Genomic DNA, 18,783 nt, shown 5'->3' with positions numbered 1-18,783 from the left:
AGATGGCACGCACGATCGACATCACCCCGCCCGGCCGCCTGCCGCTGCCCGACCTGCGCGAGCTGTGGGAAGCGCGGGAGATCTTCTGGCGCTTCGGCATGCGCGACCTGCTGCTGCGCTACAAGCAGACCGCCCTCGGCGTCATCTGGGTCGTGATCCAGCCGCTGCTGAGCGCCGGCGTGTTCTCGATCGTCTTCGGGCAGATCGCGGACATCGACTCCGGCCCGGTGCCGTACTTCATCTTCAGCTTCAGCGGCATGCTGGCGTGGAACCTGTTCAACGGCGTGGTGACCCGCGCCTCCGGGTCGTTGGTGAGCAACCAGGCGCTGATCTCGAAGGTGTTCTTCCCGCGCATCCTGGTGCCGCTGTCCTCGGTGCTGTCCGTGATGGTGGACTTCCTGGTCGCCGGCGCCCTGCTCGTCGTCCTGCTGCTGGTCGCCGGGATCGGCCCGGGCCTGGCGGTGCTGACGCTGCCCGTCTGGGTGCTGCTGCTGATCCTGCTCGCCACCGGCGTCGGCCTGCTGAGCGCGGCGCTGATGGTGCACTACCGCGACGTGCAGTACGTGGTGCCGTTCGCGCTGCAGACGCTGCTCTACGCCAGCCCGATCGCCTACCCGCTGTCGGCGGCGCCGGAGAACCTGCGCTGGCTGTTCGAGGTCAACCCGCTCACCTGGCTGCTCGAGGGCTTCCGGTGGGCGACGCTCGGCACGGACCAGCCGCCGACCTGGCAGATGGCGGCGGCCGTGGGCGTCTCCGTCGTGGTGTTCCTCGGCGGGACGCTGGTCTTCTCGAAGATGGAGCGCGGCATGGCGGACGTGATCTGAGATGGCTGCGACGACCGCCCCGGGACGCCGCCGCCGCGCGGCCGCCGTCGGCGCCGTGGTCGCGGTGGCGACCGTCGGCGTCGTCGCCGCCACCGTCCTGCGCCCGGGCGCCGCGGAGCCCGGCGAGCCGGTGCCGGGTGCCGCGGCCGCGGGCGCACCCGCGTCCGCGGTGTGCGGCGTGGCCGACCCGGCCCGGTACACCGCGCTCGACGCGGAGACCGACGCGCTGCCGTCGGTCGTGACGCCCCTGGTCGCCGACGTCGCGGACGCGGACGGCGGCGCGCCCGGGGCGCTGGCCGTGACGGACGACGCCGTGGTGGCGCTGGCCAGCACCGACGAGGCCGCCACGGTCACCCGGTACGCGCGCGCCGACGGCCGGGAGCAGGGGTCGTTCACGCTCGACACCCCGGGCGGCCAGGCCACCCCGCGCAGCCTCGTCGCCCTGGACGAGGTCGTCGCCCTGCCCGAGGGCACCGACGTCGTCGGCCACGACGCGGACGGCGGCGAGTCCTGGCGGACCGAGCTGGCGGACCTGGACCGCGGCGCGGTCGACGGCGTCCTGCCGTGGTCGGCCGGCGTCGACGGGGCCGCGCTCGCCGTGGTGTTCCGCGACGCCGAGGAGGTCGCCCTGCTGGGCGCCGACGGCGAGGTCGTCGAGGCGGACGGCCCGGCGCTGGCCGCCGGCGTCCCCTTCGTGCTCGACGACGGCAGCCTGGTCGTCCGCACGGAGCCCCAGCAGGGCGAGATCGTGATGGCCCGGTACACGGCGGACGGCGCCCCCGACGGCGAGTTCGCGGGCACCGCCGAGGACGACGGCGCGAACGGCCGCCCGGCGCACCTGGAGCGCCCGGTCGCCGTGGTCACCGCGCCCGACGACGACGGCTACCTGGTCTGGGGCCCGCGCACCCGGCTCGTGCACACCGACTCCCGCGGCGTCTGGCGCGGCATCGTGCTGTCCGGCACCGGCCACGGCCCGGGCGCCGTCTCGATCGCCGACCTGAGCCCGCTCGTGCGCGCCGGCGACGACTACTACTTCCTGTCCGCCGGCGAGGACGGCACCGCGCTGGCCACGGTGGACACCGCCGGCATGCGCACCGTGCTCGAGGCCCCGATCACCTGGGACCTCGCGACGTCGTACGGCACCGACCGGCTCGGCTACGGCGCCGGGCTGGAGACGCCCGCCGCCTACGACTACTTCGCCGACGGCACGACGCCCGAGGTCACCGCGCGGTTCGCCGACTGGTGGTCGCAGGTCGCCGACGACCTGGAGCTGCGCTACCGCGTGACCGGCGACCCGACGATCGCCGACGCGGGCAGCACGTCCGGGACGCTCGACGTGCCCGCCGGCGGGACGGTCGACGTGCCGCTGCCCGCCGCCCGGCCGGGCGCCTACGAGGTGCACGCGGAGCTCGTCGAGCGGGAGTCCGGCGAGGTCCGGAGCGCCACCTGCCTGCGGTACGCCGTGGGCGCGCCCGGCGACGACCTGGACCCCGGCTCGCTCAGCGGCTCGTCCGACTGGGGCGGCGCGGGCCCGCTGCGCGGCGTCGAGCTGGCCGACCGGCTGGGCTTCGGCGTGCACCGCGTCCAGCTGGACCTCAGCCGCCTGATCCCGGACGCCGCCGCGACGCCGTCCGCCGGCGCGCTCGACCTGTCCGCGCTGCCCGGTGCGGAGGACGGCGACCCGTTCGCCGGCCTGGCCGCCGCGGCGGAGCTGGCGACCGAGACCGGCGTCGAGCTGTACGTGCAGCTCGGCCAGGGCGGCGAGGCGGAGCACGAGGCCGTCGCCGCCGGCACCTGGGGCGCGTGGGTCGGGGTGGTCGTCGACGCGCTGCGCTCCGGCGCGCCCGACCTGCACACCTGGGCGGCGTGGAACGAGCCGAACAACACCGGGTTCGGCGACGGCGGCGACTACGCCCGCCGGGTGCTGGGCCCGTTCGCCGCGGCGGTGCGCGCCGCGGACCCCGACGCGGTCGTCGTGGACGGCAACGCGCTCAACGTGGTGGTGCCCTGGTACCGCCAGCTGCTCGAGGCCGGCGCCTGCACCGACCTGGACGTGCTCGGCATCCACCCCTACACCGGGTTCAACCGGTCGTGGGACGAGGAGGGCACCGACGGGCCGCTCGGGCAGATCGCCGAGCTGAAGACGGTCGTCGAGGAGGTGTGCGGCACCGAGCTGCCGATGTGGGACACCGAGTCCGGCTGGTGGGTCGACGGCCCCGCGAACCACTGGGCGCAGGCCCAGGACGTCGCGCGCTCGATGCTGTGGATGCGCAGCCTCGGGGTCGACGAGTGGCTGTACTTCTACAGCGAGGGCGGCTGGGGCGAGGGCAACTTCTCCTGGGCCCTGCTGCAGGCGGACGCGTTCGTCGGCCCCGGCGCGCTCGCCATGACCACCGTCAGCGGCCTGCTCGAGGGCCGGCCGGACCCGGTCGCCGTGGACACCGAGGCCCTCCCGCACGTGCACGCGGTCCGGGCGGGCCCGGCCGACGGCGGCGACGACGACCTGTGGGCCGTCTGGACCGACGACCTCGCGACCACGGTGGGCGTGACGGCGGCCGACGGGGCGCAGGCGCGGGTCACCGACCTGTACGGCGCCACGACGTCGCTCGACCTGCCCGCGGGCGCGTCGGTCGACCTGGCGGTGTCGGGGTCCCCGACCTACGTCCGCGTCCCCGCGGGGGCCGACCTGGCGCTGGGCGGCGGCGAGCTGACCGGCCCCGACCTGCTGGCCGGCGGCTCCGTGTCCGCGAGCTCGACCGCCGACGGCGACGACCTGGCGGTGCTGGTCTCCCCGGAGGGCGCGCAGGCCGCGCCGTGGACCGCGGGCGGGCGGACGGGCACCGGCCCGGACACCTCCCCGTGGGTGACGGTCGAGCTGGCCGAGCCCGCCACGGTGGACAAGGTCGTCGTGTCCAGCGCCGGCATCCGGTGCTGCACCAGCGGGCTGCGCACCTACGCGGTGAGCGTGCAGACCGCCGAGGGCGGCGACTGGACCGAGGTCGCCACGCTCGACGACGTGTTCGCGCAGCGCACCTCCGTCGCCCGGTTCGACCCCGTCGAGGTCACCGCCGTGCGGATCCGGGTGCCCAGCACCGAGATCCGCGGGGTCACCGTCCCCGACGTCGCCCACAGCGGCCAGAACGGCGGCCTGCCGCCCGCCTGGGAGCCGGTGCAGGCCGTGCCGAGCTGGCCCCTGCAGCTGCTGTCCGTGTCCGCGTACGGCCCCGGCTGAGCCGGCGCCCGCCCCCGACCGCGAGGAAACCGTGCCCCGAGCCACCGTCGCCGTCCCCGTCTACAACGGGGAGAAGTACCTGCCCGCCGCGCTCGACTCCGTGCGCGAGCAGGACGAGCCCGACATCGAGATCCTGATCTCGGACAACGCCTCCACCGACGCCACCGAGGAGATCTGCCGCGCCGCGGCGGCCGAGGACGCGCGGATCCGGTACGTCCGGCACGAGCAGAACCGCGGCGGGCGGTGGAACTTCGACCACCTCGTGGGCCTCGCGACCACGCCGTACCTCACCTGGGCGGCGGCTGACGACGTCCGGCGGCCGGCGTTCGTCCGGCGCTGCCTCGAGGTGTTCGCGGAGTCCGACCCGGCCACGGTGTCGGTGCACTCCCGCACGCAGATCATCGACGCCGGCGGGATCGTCACCGAGGACCTGAACGACGCCGACCTCGCCTGCGACGAGCCGACCCCGCACGAGCGGATGGCGCACTTCCTGCGCGCCCAGGCGGCGCACCTGTTCTACGGCCTGCACCGCACGGACGCCCTGCGCCGCACCCGCGGCATCCGGCCGACCGTCGGCAACGACCTGGTGATCCTCGCCGAGCTCGCCTGCCAGGGGCCGCTCGCGCTCGTGCCGGAGCAGCTGTTCCTGCAGCGCCGGCACGCCGAGCAGTTCTCCCAGCAGGGCCAGGCGCAGGTGGCGTGGCACGCCCCGTCGGCGTCCGTCCGGTTCGCGTTCCCGCACACCAAGGTCAGCGTCGAGCTGGTCCGTGGCGTGCTCGCGTCCGACCTCGACGCCGCCGAGAAGGCCCGCTGCCTCGCCACGGTCCCCGTTGCGTGGACCGTGCCGCGCTGGCGCGGGCCGGCCGCCGACGTGTGGGCGGCGCTGGGCCTGGAGCCGCGGAGCCGGCGCCGGTGACGGGCGACGGCCCCGCGGGCGCGCCCGCCGCCCCGCCGCGCGTGCCCGAGGTGCACGTGCTGACCCCGGGCGACCACTTCTCCCCCCGCACCGGTTCGGCGATCCCCACGGTCGTCGACGGGCTCTGCGCGGCGCTGCCGCCCGGGACGGACCCGCGGCCGCGGGTCGTCGTCGCCGACGGCACCTACCCCGACCGGTACGCCAGCGCCGACGCGGTGGGCTACGCGCCCGCCGGGGCCCGGCCCGCCGACCGGTACCTGGACGCGCTGGCCGGCCGGCTCGGCCGGCCCCGGCCGGGCGTGCGCCGCACGCTGCGGCCGACGCTCGGCCAGCAGGACGCCTGGGAGCCGTCGGTCGTGCTCGCGCACAACGCGCCGCAGCTCGTGCCCCTGGTGCACGAGAAGCACGCGGCGGTGCTGTACGCGCACAACCTGCTGCTGCGCACCTACTCCCCCCGCGAGGCGGACCGGGTGCTCGGCCGCGCCGCGGCGATCGTCTGCGTGAGCGGCGCCCTGGCCGACCAGACCGCCGCCCACCTCCCCGCGCGGCTGCGCGACCGGCTGCGCGTGGTGCCGAACGGCGTCGACACGACGCGGTTCACGCCCCGCGCGACGCCGGCCCGGGGGGAGCGGCTGCGGGTGCTGTTCGTCGGCCGGATGATCCCCGACAAGGGCGCGGACGTGGTGCTGGACGCCGTCGCGCGGCTGGGTCGGGACGACCTCGAGCTGACGCTGGTCGGCTCGCAGAACTTCGACGCGGCCGCGGTTCCGTCGCCGTACGAGCGGGAGCTGCGCGCGAAGGCCGCCGCGCTGGGCGACCGGGTGCGGCTGCTGCCGTTCACCCCGCGCGCCGAGGTGGCCGCCGTGTACCGCGAGGCCGACGTGGTCGTCGTCCCGTCCCGGTGGGCGGAGCCGTTCGCGCTCACCGTGATGGAGGGCATGGCCAGCGGCGTGCCCGTCGTCGCCTCGGCGATCGGCGGCATCCCGGAGGTGGCGGGCGACGCCGGCGTCCTGGTGCGGCCGGGGGACCCCGACGAGCTCGCGGCGGCCCTGGCGGCGCTGGCGGACGACGAGGCGCTGCGCCGCCGGATCGGGACGCGCTGCCGGTCCTGGGCGCGGGCGCACGACTGGGCGTGGTCGCGCGGTCGGCTGGACGCGGTCCTCGCCGAGGTGGGTGTTTCACCCACGCCGGTCGGGTGAACCTTTTGCACCAGATGTCCGGTTTGCCCCGATGACCGGCACGATGGTCCCCATGCGCGTGCTCCGGGTGTCCCACAGCGCCGTCGTCACGGCGTGGCGCGGACGCGAGGACGCCCTGCGCGCCCGCGGCCTCACTGTGCGGACGCTCAGCGCCCGCACCTGGGAGGAGGGCGGCCGGGACGTCGACCTGGACCCCCGCCCCGGCGAGGACGTGGTCGGCGTGCGCACGGTCGGCCGGCACCCCAACGTGTTCCTCTACGACCCGCGTCCGCTGTGGCGCGCGCTCGGCGAGGACTGGGACGTGCTCGACCTGCACGAGGAGCCCGCCGCGCTGGCCACGGCCGAGGTGCTGCTGCTCCGGGCGCTGCGCCGGTCGCGCGTGCCCTACGTGCTGTACTCCGCGCAGAACATCGCGAAGCGCTACCCCGTGCCGTTCCGCTGGTGGGAGCGCGTGGCGCTGCGCGGCGCCGGCGCGGTCAGCGTGTGCAACGCCGAGGCGGCCGACGTGCTGCGGGACAAGGGCCTGACCGCCCCCGCGCACGTGATCGGCCTCGGCGTCGAACCTCCCGGCGCGGGCGACGCGCGCGCCGGGGACCCGGTCGCTCGGGACGAGGGCGACCGGACGTCGGGCGCTCGGGACGAGGGCGCCCCCACGGACGCCGGCGTAGTCGGTGCGGCCGCCCCCGCACGCACCGGCTACGTCGGCCGCCTGCTGCACCCGCACAAGGGGCTCGACGTGCTGCTCGACGCCGCCGAGGCCGACCCGCGGATCACCGTGGCGATCGCGGGCGCCGGCCCGCACGAGGCCGCGCTGCGCGCCCGGGCCGCGGCGCCCGCCCTGGGGGGCCGCGTGACGTTCCACGGGCACCTCGCGGGCGAGGAGCTCGCCGCGTTCTACCGCGGGCTCGACGTGCTGGCCGTGCCGTCGGTGCCGACGCCGGGCTGGCTCGAGCAGTTCGGCCGGGTCGCCGTCGAGGCGATGGCCGCGGGCGTGCCGGTCGTGGCGTCGGACAGCGGGGCGCTGCGCGACGTGGTCGGCGGCGCCGGGACGCTCGTGCCGCCGGGCGACGCCGGGTCGCTGGCCGCCGCGCTGGCAGCGGTCGTCGACGAGCCGGGGCGGGCGGCGCGGATGCGCGCGGCGGGTCTCGCGCGCGCGGCGGAGTACACCTGGGACGCGATCGCCGAGCGGTACGAGGCGATGTACGACGGCGTGGTCGCGGCCGCCCGGCCCGGCTCCGGCGCGGGCTCCGGCGCCGGCGCGGGCTCCGGCGCCGGCTTCGGTGGCTCGCGCCCGGTTCGGACCCTGGACGCACCGACGTCGACGGGACGCACCGAAGCCGGCGCGGGCGGCGGCGCGGACGCCGGCGCGGACGCCGGCGCGGGCCCCGCGGACGACGCCGACCCCGAGGTGGTCGTCGTCGCGTACGGGGCCGCCGGGCTGCTCGAGCGCGCGCTGGCGCCGCTCGCCGGCGCGCTGCCCCTCACCGTCGTCGACAACTCCGGCGACGCCGCGGTCCGGCGCGTCGCCGAGGCCGCGGGCGCCCGCTACCTCGACCCCGGCGCGAACCTCGGGTTCGCCGCCGCCGTGAACCTCGGCGTGCGCGCGGCGGCCCCGGGCGCCGACGTGCTGCTGCTCAACCCGGACGCGCGCGTGGACGTCGCCGGCGTGCGCGCCCTGCACGCCGCGCTGCGCGCCGACCCCGGCCTGGCCGCCGTCGGCCCCGCGCAGGTCGACGACGACGGCGCCCCCGCCCGGGTGCGCTGGCCGTTCCCGACGCCCGCCGGCGCGTGGCGGCAGGCCGCCGGCCTCGGCGTCCCCGACCGCGGCGACGGGTTCGTCATCGGCTCGGTGCTGCTGCTGCGCGGCGCGGCGCTCGCGCAGGTCGGCGGGTTCGACGAGCGGTTCTTCCTGTACTCCGAGGAGACCGACTGGCAGCGCCGGGCGCACGACGCCGGCTGGCGCACGGCGGTCGTCGCCGACGTGCTCGCCGGCCACGTCGGCGGCGGCACCAGCACGGACCCGACCCGGCGCGAGACCCACTTCCACGCCTCGCAGGAGCGGTACTTCCGCACCCACCACGGCGCCGCCGGCTGGACCTCGGCGCGCGCGGCCGTCGCGCTCGGCGCCGTGCCCCGCGCGGTGCTGCCCGGCGACCGGGGGTCCGGTGCGCGGCTGCGGCTGCGGCTCTACCTGCGCGGACCGTTGCGGGCCGAGGCGGCGCTGGGCGACCCGCGCGCGCCGCGGCCCCTGCCGCCGGCGCCCGTCGCCGACCCCGGCACCACCCCCGCCGAGCCCGCCGACCGGGAGGCCGCGGCATGACGACCACCACCACCCGCCCCGCCGCGCCCGCCGCCGGGGCCGCCACCCCGCCGCTCCCGGCGCCCGGCGAGCTCGCCCCCGGCGTCCGCCCCCACCGCACCGCGATCGGCGCCGCCGTGGCCGAGCGCCTGCCCCGGGTTCGGCCCGGGGGCCGGGTGCTGCTCGGCGGGGGCCTCGTCGCGCTCGGCGTGCTGCTCGCGCTGCTCACGGCGTCCCAGCCACTGCTCGCGCTCGGCGTGGGCGCCGCCGTGCTCGTCGTCGGCCTGACCCTCCGGACCCCCCTGGCCCTGCCGGTGCTCGGCATGCCCCTGCTGCTCCTGGTGAACCGGGTGGGCGGGGCGCTGTCGGTCTCGGACTTCGTGCTGTTCGCGGCGTTCTGGCCCGCGCTGCTGTTCGGCCGCCGCCCGCTGTCCCCGCCGATGCGGAGCGTCCTGTGGGCGTCGGCGTTCTACCAGGCGACGGTGCTCTTCACGGTCATCGCCAACCCCTACGCCGCCAACGCCGTCGAGTGGTTCCACTCCTGGCTGCTCGTGGGCGGGGCGCTGCTGGTCGGCTGGGCGATCGGCGCCGCGGGGCACGCGCGGCTCGCGCTCGGGCTGTACGTCGGCGGCTCGGTCGTCGTCGCGCTCGCCGCGCTGGCGCAGTTCGCGGTCAACCTCGCGTCGGGGAACACCGGGCCGGTGTACCTGAACGAGCCGTTCCTCATGCACAAGAACTACATCGGGTGCGTGCTCGCGTTCGCCGCGATCATCGTCTACGCCCGGCCGCGCTGGCTGCGGTGGAACGACCTGGTCTGCCTCGGGCTGTTCGGCCTGTTCCTGGTGGGCATCCTGGTCGCCCAGTCCCGGCAGGCGCTGATCGGCCTCGCGGTGGCGATCGCCGTCGTCGCGCTGCGGCCGGACCCGCACCGGCACCGGTCGAAGGTCGTGCTGCTCGCCATCGCCGGCGCCGCCGTGGTCGTCGGCAGCCTGGTCCAGGACCAGCTCGAGTCCGGGGACCAGTACAACTCCGCCTACCAGCGGCTGACCTGGTTCCGGGAGTCGCTGGTCATCTGGCAGGAGTACCCGGTGTTCGGCGCCGGGCTGCGCTGGTGGTACACCGACCGGTTCGACGAGGCGTTCCAGCCGCCCAACGCCGAGTTCGAGATGCTGTCCTCCGGCGGCCTCGTGGGGCTGGTCGGGTTCCTCGTGATGTTCCTGGTGATCCTCGTCGCGCTCTGGCGGGTGGACCCGCGGTACGGCACGCTCGCGTTCGTCCTGGTCGCGATGCGGTTCGTCCAGGGCCAGTTCGACCTGTTCTGGGTCGCCGCGCAGGTCTCGATCCCGTTCGTCATCGCGGGGGTCTGCCTCGGCGCCCAGGCGCACGCGCAGCGGTCCGGCGAGGACGACGACGGCCCCGCGGCCGTCGCCGCGCCACCGCGCTCCCGCAGCACCCCCGGCCCCGCCGACAGCCCCGCGGGCCGGCGCGCCCGGCACCTGCGCGAGGCCGTCGTCGGCGGGCGCCCGCGCCGGTCGCACCGCCCGCAGTCCGTCGGCCACCGGGAGCGCTCGTGAGCACCACCACCCTCGCCGTCGACGTCGTGCACGTCGTGTGCACCGACGCGTTCGCCGGCGTCGAGCGGTACGTCACCACCCTCGCGCGCACGCAGGACGCCCGCGGGCTCCGGGTGCACGTCCTGGGCGGCGCCGCGGACCGGATGCCGGCGGAGCTCGCGGGCTCCGGCGTGCGCTGGGCCCCCGCGCCCACCCCGTGGCGCGCCGCCGCCGCGCTGCGCCGGCTGGACGCCCGCCTGGTGCACGCGCACATGACCGCGGCCGAGCTCGCGTCCGTCGCCTCGACCCGCGCGCCGGTCGTCGCCACCCGGCACTTCGCCGCCACCCGCGGGTCGTCCCCGGTGGGCCGGGCCGTCGGCCGGTACGTCGCGCCGCGGCTCGCCGCCCAGGTCGCGATCAGCGCCTTCGTCGCCGACCGGGTGGAGGGGCCGTCGACCGTCGTGCACCCCGGCGTGCCGACCGTCGAGCGCCGCGGGACCGAGGCCGGCCGCCGCCGGGTCGTGCTGATGGCGCAGCGGCTGGAGGCCGAGAAGCGCACGGACGTCGCGCTGCGGATGTGGGCGGCGTCCGGCCTGGCCGCGGAGGGCTGGGAGCTGCACCTGGCGGGCGACGGCGCGCTGCGCCCGGAGCTCGAGGCCCTGGCCCGCGAGCTGGGCGTCGACGGCTCCGTCCGGTTCCTCGGCCGGCGCGCCGACATGCCGGCGCTGCTCGCCTCCGTCGGGATCTTCTTCGCGCCGCGCGGCGACGAGCCCTACGGCCTGTCGGTCGTGGAGGCGATGGCGCACGGCACCCCGGTCGTCGCCGGCCGGGGCGGCGGGCACTCCGAGACCGTCGGCACCGCCGACGGCGCCGTGCTGGTGCCGCCGGACGACGTCGAGGCCGCGGGCGCCGCGCTCGCCCGGCTGGCGCACGACCCCGCGCGGCGCGCGGCCTACGGCGAGGAGCTGCGCGCGGTGCAGCAGCGGCGGTTCGGGCCGGACGCGCACGCGGACGGGATCGCCGCGGTGTACGCGGCCGTCCTCGGCGCCCCGCTCGCGCCGGCGGCCGGGGCGGCCCGGTGACCGGGCGGACGGGGGACACCACGGCGGCGGTGGCGCCGCCGGGCACGCCGGGGACCCCGCCCGGCGGCGACCGCCGCGACCTGGTCGTGCTGTCGCTCGAGCCCTGGGACGAGGTGTGGCGCCGCAACCAGCACCTGGTCGCGGGCCTGCTCGCCGCCGACCCCGGCCTGCGCGTGCTGTTCGTGGAGCCGCCGGTCGACCACCTGCACGACCTGCGCCGCGGTGCCTCCCCCACCCTCGGCCGGCGGCTGCGCCGGCTCGGTCCCGACGACGGCGCGCCCGCGGGGCGGGCGTGGGCGTACCGGCCGACCAAGTGGCTGCCGCGCCGGCTCGACCCGTCCGGCGACGGCCGGCGCGCGCGCACGGTCGCGCGCGTGGCCCGGCGCCTCGGCATGCCCGACCCGGTGCTCTGGGTGAACGACCCGGACGGCGCCGCGGTGCTGGACACCACCGGCTGGCGGGCGCTGTACGACGTCACCGACGACTGGCTGCACGCCGTGCGCGAGCCCGCGGAGCTGGAGCGCACCCGCGCGGCGGAGGCGCTGCTCGTCGAGCGGTGCGCCGAGGTCGTCGTGTGCTCCCCCGCGCTCGCGCGCGCCAAGGGCGCGGACCGCCCGGTCACGCTGCTGACCAACGCCGTGGACGTCGACGCGTACCGCACCCCGCTGCCCCGCCCGGCCGACCTGCCGGACGGCCCGTACGCGGTGTACGTCGGCACGATGCACGCCGACCGGCTCGACGTCGAGGCGTGCCTGCGGGTCGCGACCCACCTGCGTTCGACCGGCTCCCGCCTGGTGCTCGTCGGCCCGGCGCTGCTCGACCCGCTGGACCTGACCCGGCTCGACGCCGCGGGCGCGCTGGTGCTCGGCCCGCGCCCCGCCGCGCTGGTGCCCGCCTACCTGCAGCACGCCGGCGTCCTGCTGGTGCCGCACGTGGTCGACGCGTTCACCGACTCGCTCGACCCGATCAAGCTCTACGAGTACCTGGCCGTCGGCCGGCCCGTCGTCGCCACGCCCGTCGCCGGGTTCCGCGACCAGCCCGCCGACCGGGTCACCACCGCGTCGCCGCAGAACCTGGCGGACGCGGTCGTGCGGGTGCTCGCGGAGGGGCGCCCCACCGGCGTCGGCCCCGCGCCGGCGGACGTGCCGCGCTGGTCGGACCGGGTCCGCGAGATGCAGGCGGTGCTCAGCCGCGTGCGGGCCTCGCGACCCGCCGCCACACCGCGGTGAGCCGCTCGGCGGTCCGCGCGATCGCGTAGTCCGCCTGCACGTCCTTCCACGCCCGGTCCGCGCGGGCCGCGGCCTCCTCCGGCCGGTCGAGCACCCGCGCGACGGCGTCGGCCAGCGCGGGCACGTCCCGGGGCTGCACGACGAGGCAGCGCGGGGTGCCGTCGCCGGCCACCGCGATCTCGTCCACGCCGCCGCCGGCGGTCGCGACCACCGGCACGCCGCGGGCCATGCCCTCGACGACGACCTGGCCGAACGGCTCGGGCACCGGCGACGCGTGCACCAGCACGGACAGCCGGTCGATCTCCGCGACCGGGTCGGCGACCCAGCCGGTCAGCTCGACCCGGTCCGCGAGCCCGAGGGCGGCCACCTGCGCGCGCAGCTCCGCCTCGTAGGCCTGCTCCTCGAACAGCGCGGCGCCGACGACGCGGAACCGGGCCGCCGGGAACCGCTCGGCGAGCAGCGCCGCCGCGGCCACGAACTCCCGCTGGCCCTTCGTCGGGCTGACCCGACCGACCAGGCCGACCACCGGGGTCGCCGGCGCCGGGCGCGCGGCCGGGTCCTCCGCCACCTGCTCCGGGGCGAGGCCCGGGTACGCGAGCGTCCAGCCGCGCGGCAGCGGCAGCAGCGTGCGGGCGGTCGCGTGCGAGTTCACGACGACGTGCCGCGGCCCGCGGCGGGCCGCGACCCGAAGCACCCGGGCGACCGGCGCGGGCAGGTAGTCCTCGGCGATCCGGTCGTGCACGTGCCAGACCAGCGGCCGCCGGGCCAGCGCGGCGGCGGGCAGGCCGATGAGGTCGGCCTTGAGCGACGTGGTGTGCACGACGTCGGGCTGCAGGTCGCGCAGCAGGCGGGCCAGGCGCGCCACGAACGGCAGCGTGGCCGCGACCGAGCGGGCGGCGCCCGCCGCGGACCGCCCCGCCGTCGCGCGGTCGGTCTGCGCGATCCGCGGGTCGAGCGGCACGACTCGCACCGCGACGCCGGCGTCCCGCAGCCGGCCCGCCAGGGGGCCGTCGGCGAACAGGACGACGGTGACCTCGACCTGCGCGGGGTCCAGCGCGCGGCAGGTGCGCAGCAGCGCGAGCTCCGCGCCGCCGAGCTGGGCCGTGTGGTCGAGCACCGCCACCCGCACCGGGCGGGCACCCGGTGCGGGGGCGGCGCTCACTTCGACTCGGCGGCGACCGGCTTGCGGTCGGCGTCGGTGCGGGCGGCGTCGTCGGCCGGGGTCGCGTCGGCGTCCGTCGGCGCGTCGGCCCCGGCGGCTGCGTCGGACCCGGCGGCCGCGTCGGACCCGGCGGCGTCGGCCTCCGCGGGCGCCTCGGCGTCGGCCGGGGGCTGCGGGTCGCCGGCGCGGTGCTGGCCGTCGGGGCGCGGGGCCGGGACGTCGGCGTCGGCCGGCGCGGCGGGCGCCTCGGCGGCGTCCGTCTCGGCGCGGTCGGCGTCCTCGCCCTGCGGCGCGGCCTCCGCCTCGTCCGCGGCACCGGCGAACGCGTACGTGGCGTCGTAGGTCGCCTCGCCGCGCTCGGACGTGCCGTCCACCGACAGGCCGAGCAGCGCGGCGTTGGCGGCCCGCAGCCGCTCCGCGGACTCCTCGACGGCGCCGACGTGCGTGTGGCCCAGCGTCACCGCGAGCAGCACGCCGTCGGCGTACGACCCGAGGATCGTCGCGTCGGCCGCGACCAGCATCGGCGGGGCGTCGATGATGACGACGTCCGCGGTCGCCCGCAGCTGCTCGACCAGGGCCCGGACGTCCGCCGACGCGAGGAAGTCGGCCGGGTCCAGCTCGGTGTGCAGCGCCGGGTGCACGGACAGGTGCGGGATCGCGGTCGGGACGACGGCGGTCCGGGCCCGGCCACCGCCGCGGCCGGTGGGCGCGGGCGCCTCGGCGTCGGCGGGGAGCAGAGCGTTGAGCCGCGGCTGGCGCAGGTCGCCGGACAGCACGACCACGCTGCGGCCGGACAGCGCCCAGGACGCGGCCAGGTTCGCGGCGAGGAAGGACCGGGGGGTCTCGACGTCCGCGGCGGTGACGACGATGACGGCGCTGCCGGAGTCGTTCTCGACCGCGGCCTGCAGCGCGGTGCGCAGCTCGCGGATGGACCGCGTGTACGCGGTGGCCTCGCGGCGGGCGACGGGGAGCGTGCCCTCGGCCTCGGCGGACTTGAGGGCCACGCCGGTGCCGGTCAGCCGCGCGAGCACCGGGGCGCCGGCCGAGCGGCGCGCCTGGCCGGAGGTGCGGACCTTGGTGTCCAGGCCCCGGCGGACGACCGCGAGCCCGATGCCGACCAGCAGGCCGGCCAGCGCGGCGATCGCGTACACCAGGCTCGCGGGCAGGCTCACCAGGGTGCTGCCGACGGCGTTCTGCAGGATGGTCGCCGGCGACGCGAGCAGCTGCGCCTGGGTCACCTGGCCGGACAGCGTCTGGTACTGGTCCATCGTCGTCGAGTACTGCGCCTCGAGGAGGCCGTCGACCGGGTCGAACTGCGCGTTCGGGTTCGCGTTGGCCGAGGCGGCCGCGGCCGCGCGCCGGGCCTCGGTGATCGCCTTCTGCTGCTGGTCGATGCTCTCGGCGAGCGTGCCGAGGCGCTCCTGCATGGAGGCCACGTCGTCGTCGAACTGCGCCTGCAGCGCCGCGACGTAGGCGCCTGCGACGGCGTTCGCGCGGTCCACCGTGGCGTCGCCGTCCGGGCCGGTCTCCGTGATCAGCACCGCGCTGGCGGTGTCGGACACGTACTCCGCGGTGGAGGACGCGGCCAGGCCGTCGGCGAGCCCGGGGTCGCCCAGCTCCTCGGCCGCCGCGGCCGTCACGGAGTCGCTCGTGACCAGGCTGGGGTCGCTCTCCAGCCGCACGCCGGCCGCGGCCAGCGTCTCGGCGTCGACGATCTGCACGGTCGCGGAGCTCGCGTACTGCGGCTCCTGCCGGGACACGTACAGGTAGGCGCCGCCGATCGCGGCGAGCACGGACACCAGCACCAGCCACTTGCCGAACCACACGGTCCGGAGCATGTCCTGCAGGGTCATCGGGGTCGCCTTTCGGTCGGGACGGGCTCGGGCCGCGGCAGCTCGCCGGACCGCCCGGCCGCGCGCTCCTCGCGCACGACGCGGTGCAGCCGCTCGACGAACCGCTCGGCGGCGAAGTCGTCGGCGTGCGCGGTCAGCACCGTGGGGTCCCACGTGCGGGCCAGCGCGCGCTCGGCGGCCTCGGCCACCAGGTCGGGGTCGGGGGCGTCGAAGAACTCCCCGGTGACGCCGTCGCGGACGGTGTCGAGGTACCCGCCGTCGCGCAGCACGACGGACGGGCGGCCGAAGGCCGCGGCCTCCAGCGGGGACAGGCCGTAGTCCTCGTACGAGGCGGCGACCAGGGCGGCGCTGTTCCGGTACAGCCAGCGCAGGCGGGCGTCGTCGACGCGGCCGGCCAGGACCACGCGCGGCAGGTCGCGCACGCGGTGCTCCAGGGCGGCGCGCTCGGGGCCGTCGCCGACCACGACCAGCCGGGCGCCGGGCGTGCGCCGGACGGCCTCGACCACGACGTCCACGTTCTTGTACGGCAGCAGCCGCGCGACGCACAGCAGGAAGCCGGGCTCGACGCCGTCGACCGGGGTCTCGGGACCGCCGGGCAGCATGGCGGGCGGCGGCGGCACGATCTCCGCCTCGATGCCGTACACCTCGCGGATCGCGCGGGCCGTGACCGTCGAGTTCGCGAGGTAGCGGTCGGCGGTGCCGGCGGCGCGCCGGTCCCAGGCACGCAGCGCGGGCGCCAGCAGCCCGAGTGCGGCGGCCGCCAGCCGGCGCTGCGCCCCGCCGGGGGCGTTCCCGGAGCCGCCCTGGCGGGCGGGGCCGAGGTACCGGTCCGACTGGTACAGCCACCGGGCCGGGGCGTGGCAGTAGACGACCTTGCGGCCCGTGGTCGGGAAGCCGTGCGCCCAGCCGGTCGACGACGCGAGCAGCACGTCCGCCTCGATCGGCGTCGCGCGCACGGCCGGCGCCAGCAGGGGCAGCGCGAGCCGGTGGTGCCGGCGGAGCACGCCGACCCGGTCGAGCGGGCTGGTCCGCACGTCGAGCGGCCCGAACTCCGGGAACGTGCCCTCGGGGTGGTAGAGCGTCGTGTAGAGGGGGGCGCCGGGGAACGCGTCGGCCATCACCAGGGCGACGCGCTCCGCGCCGCCGCGCTGCGTGGCGTAGTCGTGCGCCAGCGCGACCCCGTCACCGACCGCCATGACCGCTCACGACGACGTGCACGGTGCGCCACAGGATCATCAGGTCGAACGCGATCGACCAGTTCTCCACGTACCGCAGGTCCAGCTTCACCGCGTCCTCCCACGCCAGGTCCGCCCGGCCGCTGATCTGCCACAGCCCGGTCAGGCCCGGCTTCACGAGCAGCCGGCGGCGCGCCGACTCCCGGTACTGCGCGACCTCGTACGGCAGCGGCGGGCGCGGGCCGACCAGCGCCATCTCGCCCTTGACGACGTTGATGAGCTGCGGCAGCTCGTCCAGCGAGTGCTTGCGCAGGAAGTGGCCGATCCGGGTGATCCGCGGGTCGCGGTCCATCTTGAACAGCGGGCCGTCGGCCTGGTTCGCGGCGCGCAGCGCGGCGAGCCGCTCCTCGGCGTCCACGACCATGCTCCGGAACTTCAGCATGGAGAACTCGCGGCCCTCCTTGCCCACCCGGGTCTGCTTGAACAGCACCGGGCCGGGGCTGGTCAGCTTCACTGCGAGGGCCGTGACGGCGAGCACCGGCGACAGCGCGAGCAGCGCGCCCAGCGCGAACGTGGTGTCGAAGGCGCGCTTCGCGAGGATCCGGGACCGGCGGGACTCCGCGGCGTTCACGTGGATGAGCGACAGGCCGGCGGTCGGCTCCAGGCTCACGCGGGGCCCGAAGACCTCGACGATCCCCGGCGCGACGACCAGCTCGGTGTTCGTGCGCTGCAGCGCCCACGACAGCCGGCGCAGCGCCTGCCCCGACAGCTCGGAGCCGGTGACGATCACGACGTCGAACTCGCCGTCCACCGCCACCTGCACGACGTCCGACACGGTGCCGAGCACCGGGACGCCGAGCGCGGGCAGCGGCCCGTCGAACGACGGCACGCACACGCCGGCGATGTTGTACCCGTACTGCGGCAGGCCGCTGAGGTCGTCGACCACGTGCGTGATCGACGACGCGTCGCCCACCACCAGCGTGCGGCGCATCGACTCGCCCGTGGCGCGGCGCTTGTGCAGCGACCGGCGGGCCAGGTGGCGCGAGCCGAGCAGCAGCACCGCGACCACCGGCAGCGCGAGGAACACGATCGTCCGCGGCACGTCGACGTCGGCGCCGACGGCGAACACCGCCAGCGCGGCCGCGGTCAGCACGCCGCCGCGGATCACGGCCTCGAACTCCTGGTGCCCGTCGCCGATCACCTGGCGGTCGTACCCGCGCTCCACCGCGACGAACGCGATGTAGACCAGGCCGATCATCAGGCCCCAGGACAGCTGCAGCAGCGAGACGCCGTGCATGAGGAACAGCAGCAGCGTCGGCACGCAGGCCGCGAGGACGACGTCCCGGGCCAGCGTCTCGACCTGGTAGGCGGCGTGCGACCCGCGCCAGCCCGAGGGCTCGGCGTGGCCGAGCGGCTCGTGGAAGGGGCGGTCGGAGGCCCAGGACAGCCGCGGGCCGCGGGCGTCGCGGCGGCGCTCGGCGGCGGACCGGTCGGCGTGGTCCGGGTGGACGCCGCCGCCCGTCTCCGGGGCGGCCGCGGAGGCGCTCGCGCGGCCCTCGGCGGCGGGGCCGTCCGCGGTGCGCTCGGCGGTGTCCGTGGCGGTCTCCGACGGGTCGCCCGCCGGCGCCGCGACGTCGCGCTGCGTGGTGCGCGAGACGTCGTGATCGTCGAGCAGGCTCATGGTGGGTCCCCCCGGGCTTGGTGTGACTTGAGGCTATATCAGCGGGTTTGCCCCAGTCCGCCCGATCTGTCCGTTTTCACCCCTTTCACACCCGTATGGGCGAGCGGCGTCGCCCTGACGTGCGCGGATACCCCCGGACGGCCCTCCCGTGCCCCACCCGCGCAGGGTGCCGCTGACCTGCGCCGACTCCGCTGACCTGCACCGACGCCGACGTCCGCGCGCCGGCCCCGCCGCCGACCGCGAGCGGGCACCCGGCGCGTCGAGCGGCCCTCCTGGTCGGCGCCGGGCGCCGGCTCGGGCGCGGACCGCGAGTGGGCACCGGACACGTCGACCGGGCATCCCCTGGTTGCCCACTCGGCGCGTCCGGTGCCCACTCGCCGCGGGCCCGCGCCGGCCGGCGGCCGTCGCGCGCTCACGCGGGTCGTGCGCGCCGACCGGCGCGCTGCCCGGCGCGCTGCCGGGTGGGCTGCCGGGCGCGGGTCGGCCCGGGGCGGCTCGCGGCCGGCGCCGCCCGTTCGCCGAACGGGTACCCGACACGTCGAGCGAGTACCCGGTGGGTGCTCGTTCGACGTGTCGCG

12 protein-coding genes are annotated in these 18,783 nt (G+C 77.5%); 8 read left to right on the top strand and 4 right to left on the bottom strand.

The window, feature by feature from the left end; translation table 11 throughout:
* Positions 1-2: 2 nt before the first annotated feature.
* Genes Cpa01nite_RS10075 through Cpa01nite_RS10040 form a run of 8 tightly spaced genes read left to right on the top strand, consistent with a single transcriptional unit; the run spans position 3 to position 12,334 of the window.
* The gene (locus Cpa01nite_RS10075; protein ID WP_203668628.1) at positions 3-824 is read left to right on the top strand and encodes an ABC transporter permease; all 822 of its coding nucleotides are present in this window, start codon (positions 3-5) and stop codon (positions 822-824) included.
* Between the two features lies 1 nt (position 825).
* Positions 826-4,056: a galactose-binding domain-containing protein gene (locus Cpa01nite_RS10070; RefSeq protein ID WP_203668627.1), complete on the top strand. Its 3,231-nt coding sequence runs from the start codon at positions 826-828 to the stop codon at positions 4,054-4,056.
* Positions 4,057-4,087: 31 nt separating this feature from the next.
* Positions 4,088-4,972 carry a glycosyltransferase family 2 protein gene (locus Cpa01nite_RS10065; protein ID WP_203668626.1) on the top strand — a complete coding sequence of 295 codons (885 nt, stop codon included), beginning with the start codon at positions 4,088-4,090 and terminating at the stop codon, positions 4,970-4,972.
* Complete coding sequence (locus Cpa01nite_RS10060) at positions 4,969-6,171, top strand: glycosyltransferase family 4 protein (RefSeq protein WP_203668625.1); 1,203 nt, start codon at positions 4,969-4,971, stop codon at positions 6,169-6,171. Before Cpa01nite_RS10065 ends, Cpa01nite_RS10060 begins: the two co-directional genes overlap by 4 nt.
* 52 nt (positions 6,172-6,223) lie before the next feature.
* Complete coding sequence (locus Cpa01nite_RS18875) at positions 6,224-8,491, top strand: glycosyltransferase (RefSeq protein WP_203668624.1); 2,268 nt, start codon at positions 6,224-6,226, stop codon at positions 8,489-8,491.
* Complete coding sequence (locus Cpa01nite_RS10050) at positions 8,488-10,044, top strand: O-antigen ligase family protein (RefSeq protein WP_239068684.1); 1,557 nt, start codon at positions 8,488-8,490, stop codon at positions 10,042-10,044. Before Cpa01nite_RS18875 ends, Cpa01nite_RS10050 begins: the two co-directional genes overlap by 4 nt.
* On the top strand, positions 10,041-11,105 hold the full coding sequence (locus tag Cpa01nite_RS10045) for a glycosyltransferase family 4 protein (RefSeq protein WP_203668623.1): 1,065 nt from the start codon (positions 10,041-10,043) through the stop codon (positions 11,103-11,105). Before Cpa01nite_RS10050 ends, Cpa01nite_RS10045 begins: the two co-directional genes overlap by 4 nt.
* Positions 11,102-12,334: a glycosyltransferase gene (locus Cpa01nite_RS10040; protein WP_239068683.1), complete on the top strand. Its 1,233-nt coding sequence runs from the start codon at positions 11,102-11,104 to the stop codon at positions 12,332-12,334. The genes Cpa01nite_RS10045 and Cpa01nite_RS10040 overlap by 4 nt, the downstream gene beginning before the upstream one ends.
* On the opposite strand, the gene Cpa01nite_RS18870 is transcribed toward Cpa01nite_RS10040, so the two are convergent.
* The 4 genes from Cpa01nite_RS18870 to Cpa01nite_RS10020 are packed head-to-tail and all read right to left on the bottom strand — an operon-like array spanning position 12,291 to position 18,205.
* On the bottom strand, positions 12,291-13,496 hold the full coding sequence (locus tag Cpa01nite_RS18870; protein WP_203668622.1) for a glycosyltransferase: 1,206 nt from the start codon (positions 13,494-13,496) through the stop codon (positions 12,291-12,293). The two genes, Cpa01nite_RS10040 and Cpa01nite_RS18870, sit on opposite strands and share 44 nt — an antisense overlap.
* Positions 13,493-15,349, bottom strand: coding sequence for a polysaccharide biosynthesis tyrosine autokinase (locus tag Cpa01nite_RS10030; RefSeq protein ID WP_203668621.1), 1,857 nt, complete (start codon positions 15,347-15,349; stop codon positions 13,493-13,495). Before Cpa01nite_RS10030 ends, Cpa01nite_RS18870 begins: the two co-directional genes overlap by 4 nt.
* Positions 15,346-16,545, bottom strand: coding sequence for a glycosyltransferase (locus Cpa01nite_RS10025; RefSeq protein ID WP_203668620.1), 1,200 nt, complete (start codon positions 16,543-16,545; stop codon positions 15,346-15,348). Before Cpa01nite_RS10025 ends, Cpa01nite_RS10030 begins: the two co-directional genes overlap by 4 nt.
* On the bottom strand, positions 16,532-18,205 hold the full coding sequence (locus Cpa01nite_RS10020; RefSeq protein WP_203668619.1) for a sugar transferase: 1,674 nt from the start codon (positions 18,203-18,205) through the stop codon (positions 16,532-16,534). Before Cpa01nite_RS10020 ends, Cpa01nite_RS10025 begins: the two co-directional genes overlap by 14 nt.
* Between the last annotated feature and the right edge of the window lie 578 nt (positions 18,206-18,783).

This window comes from Cellulomonas pakistanensis, from assembly GCF_016862755.1.
Taxonomy (GTDB): domain Bacteria; phylum Actinomycetota; class Actinomycetes; order Actinomycetales; family Cellulomonadaceae; genus Cellulomonas; species Cellulomonas pakistanensis.
This window is presented reverse-complemented; position numbering and strand designations above follow the sequence as displayed.

Coding starts and splice junctions, on each gene's coding strand:
- Cpa01nite_RS10075 (WP_203668628.1), top strand. CDS start 3: ATGGCACGCACGATCGACATCACCCCGCCCGGCCGCCTGCCGCTGCCC.
- Cpa01nite_RS10070 (WP_203668627.1), top strand. CDS start 826: ATGGCTGCGACGACCGCCCCGGGACGCCGCCGCCGCGCGGCCGCCGTC.
- Cpa01nite_RS18875 (WP_203668624.1), top strand. CDS start 6,224: ATGCGCGTGCTCCGGGTGTCCCACAGCGCCGTCGTCACGGCGTGGCGC.
- Cpa01nite_RS10050 (WP_239068684.1), top strand. CDS start 8,488: ATGACGACCACCACCACCCGCCCCGCCGCGCCCGCCGCCGGGGCCGCC.
- Cpa01nite_RS10030 (WP_203668621.1), bottom strand. CDS start 15,349: ATGACCCTGCAGGACATGCTCCGGACCGTGTGGTTCGGCAAGTGGCTG.
- Cpa01nite_RS10025 (WP_203668620.1), bottom strand. CDS start 16,545: ATGGCGGTCGGTGACGGGGTCGCGCTGGCGCACGACTACGCCACGCAG.
- Cpa01nite_RS10020 (WP_203668619.1), bottom strand. CDS start 18,205: ATGAGCCTGCTCGACGATCACGACGTCTCGCGCACCACGCAGCGCGAC.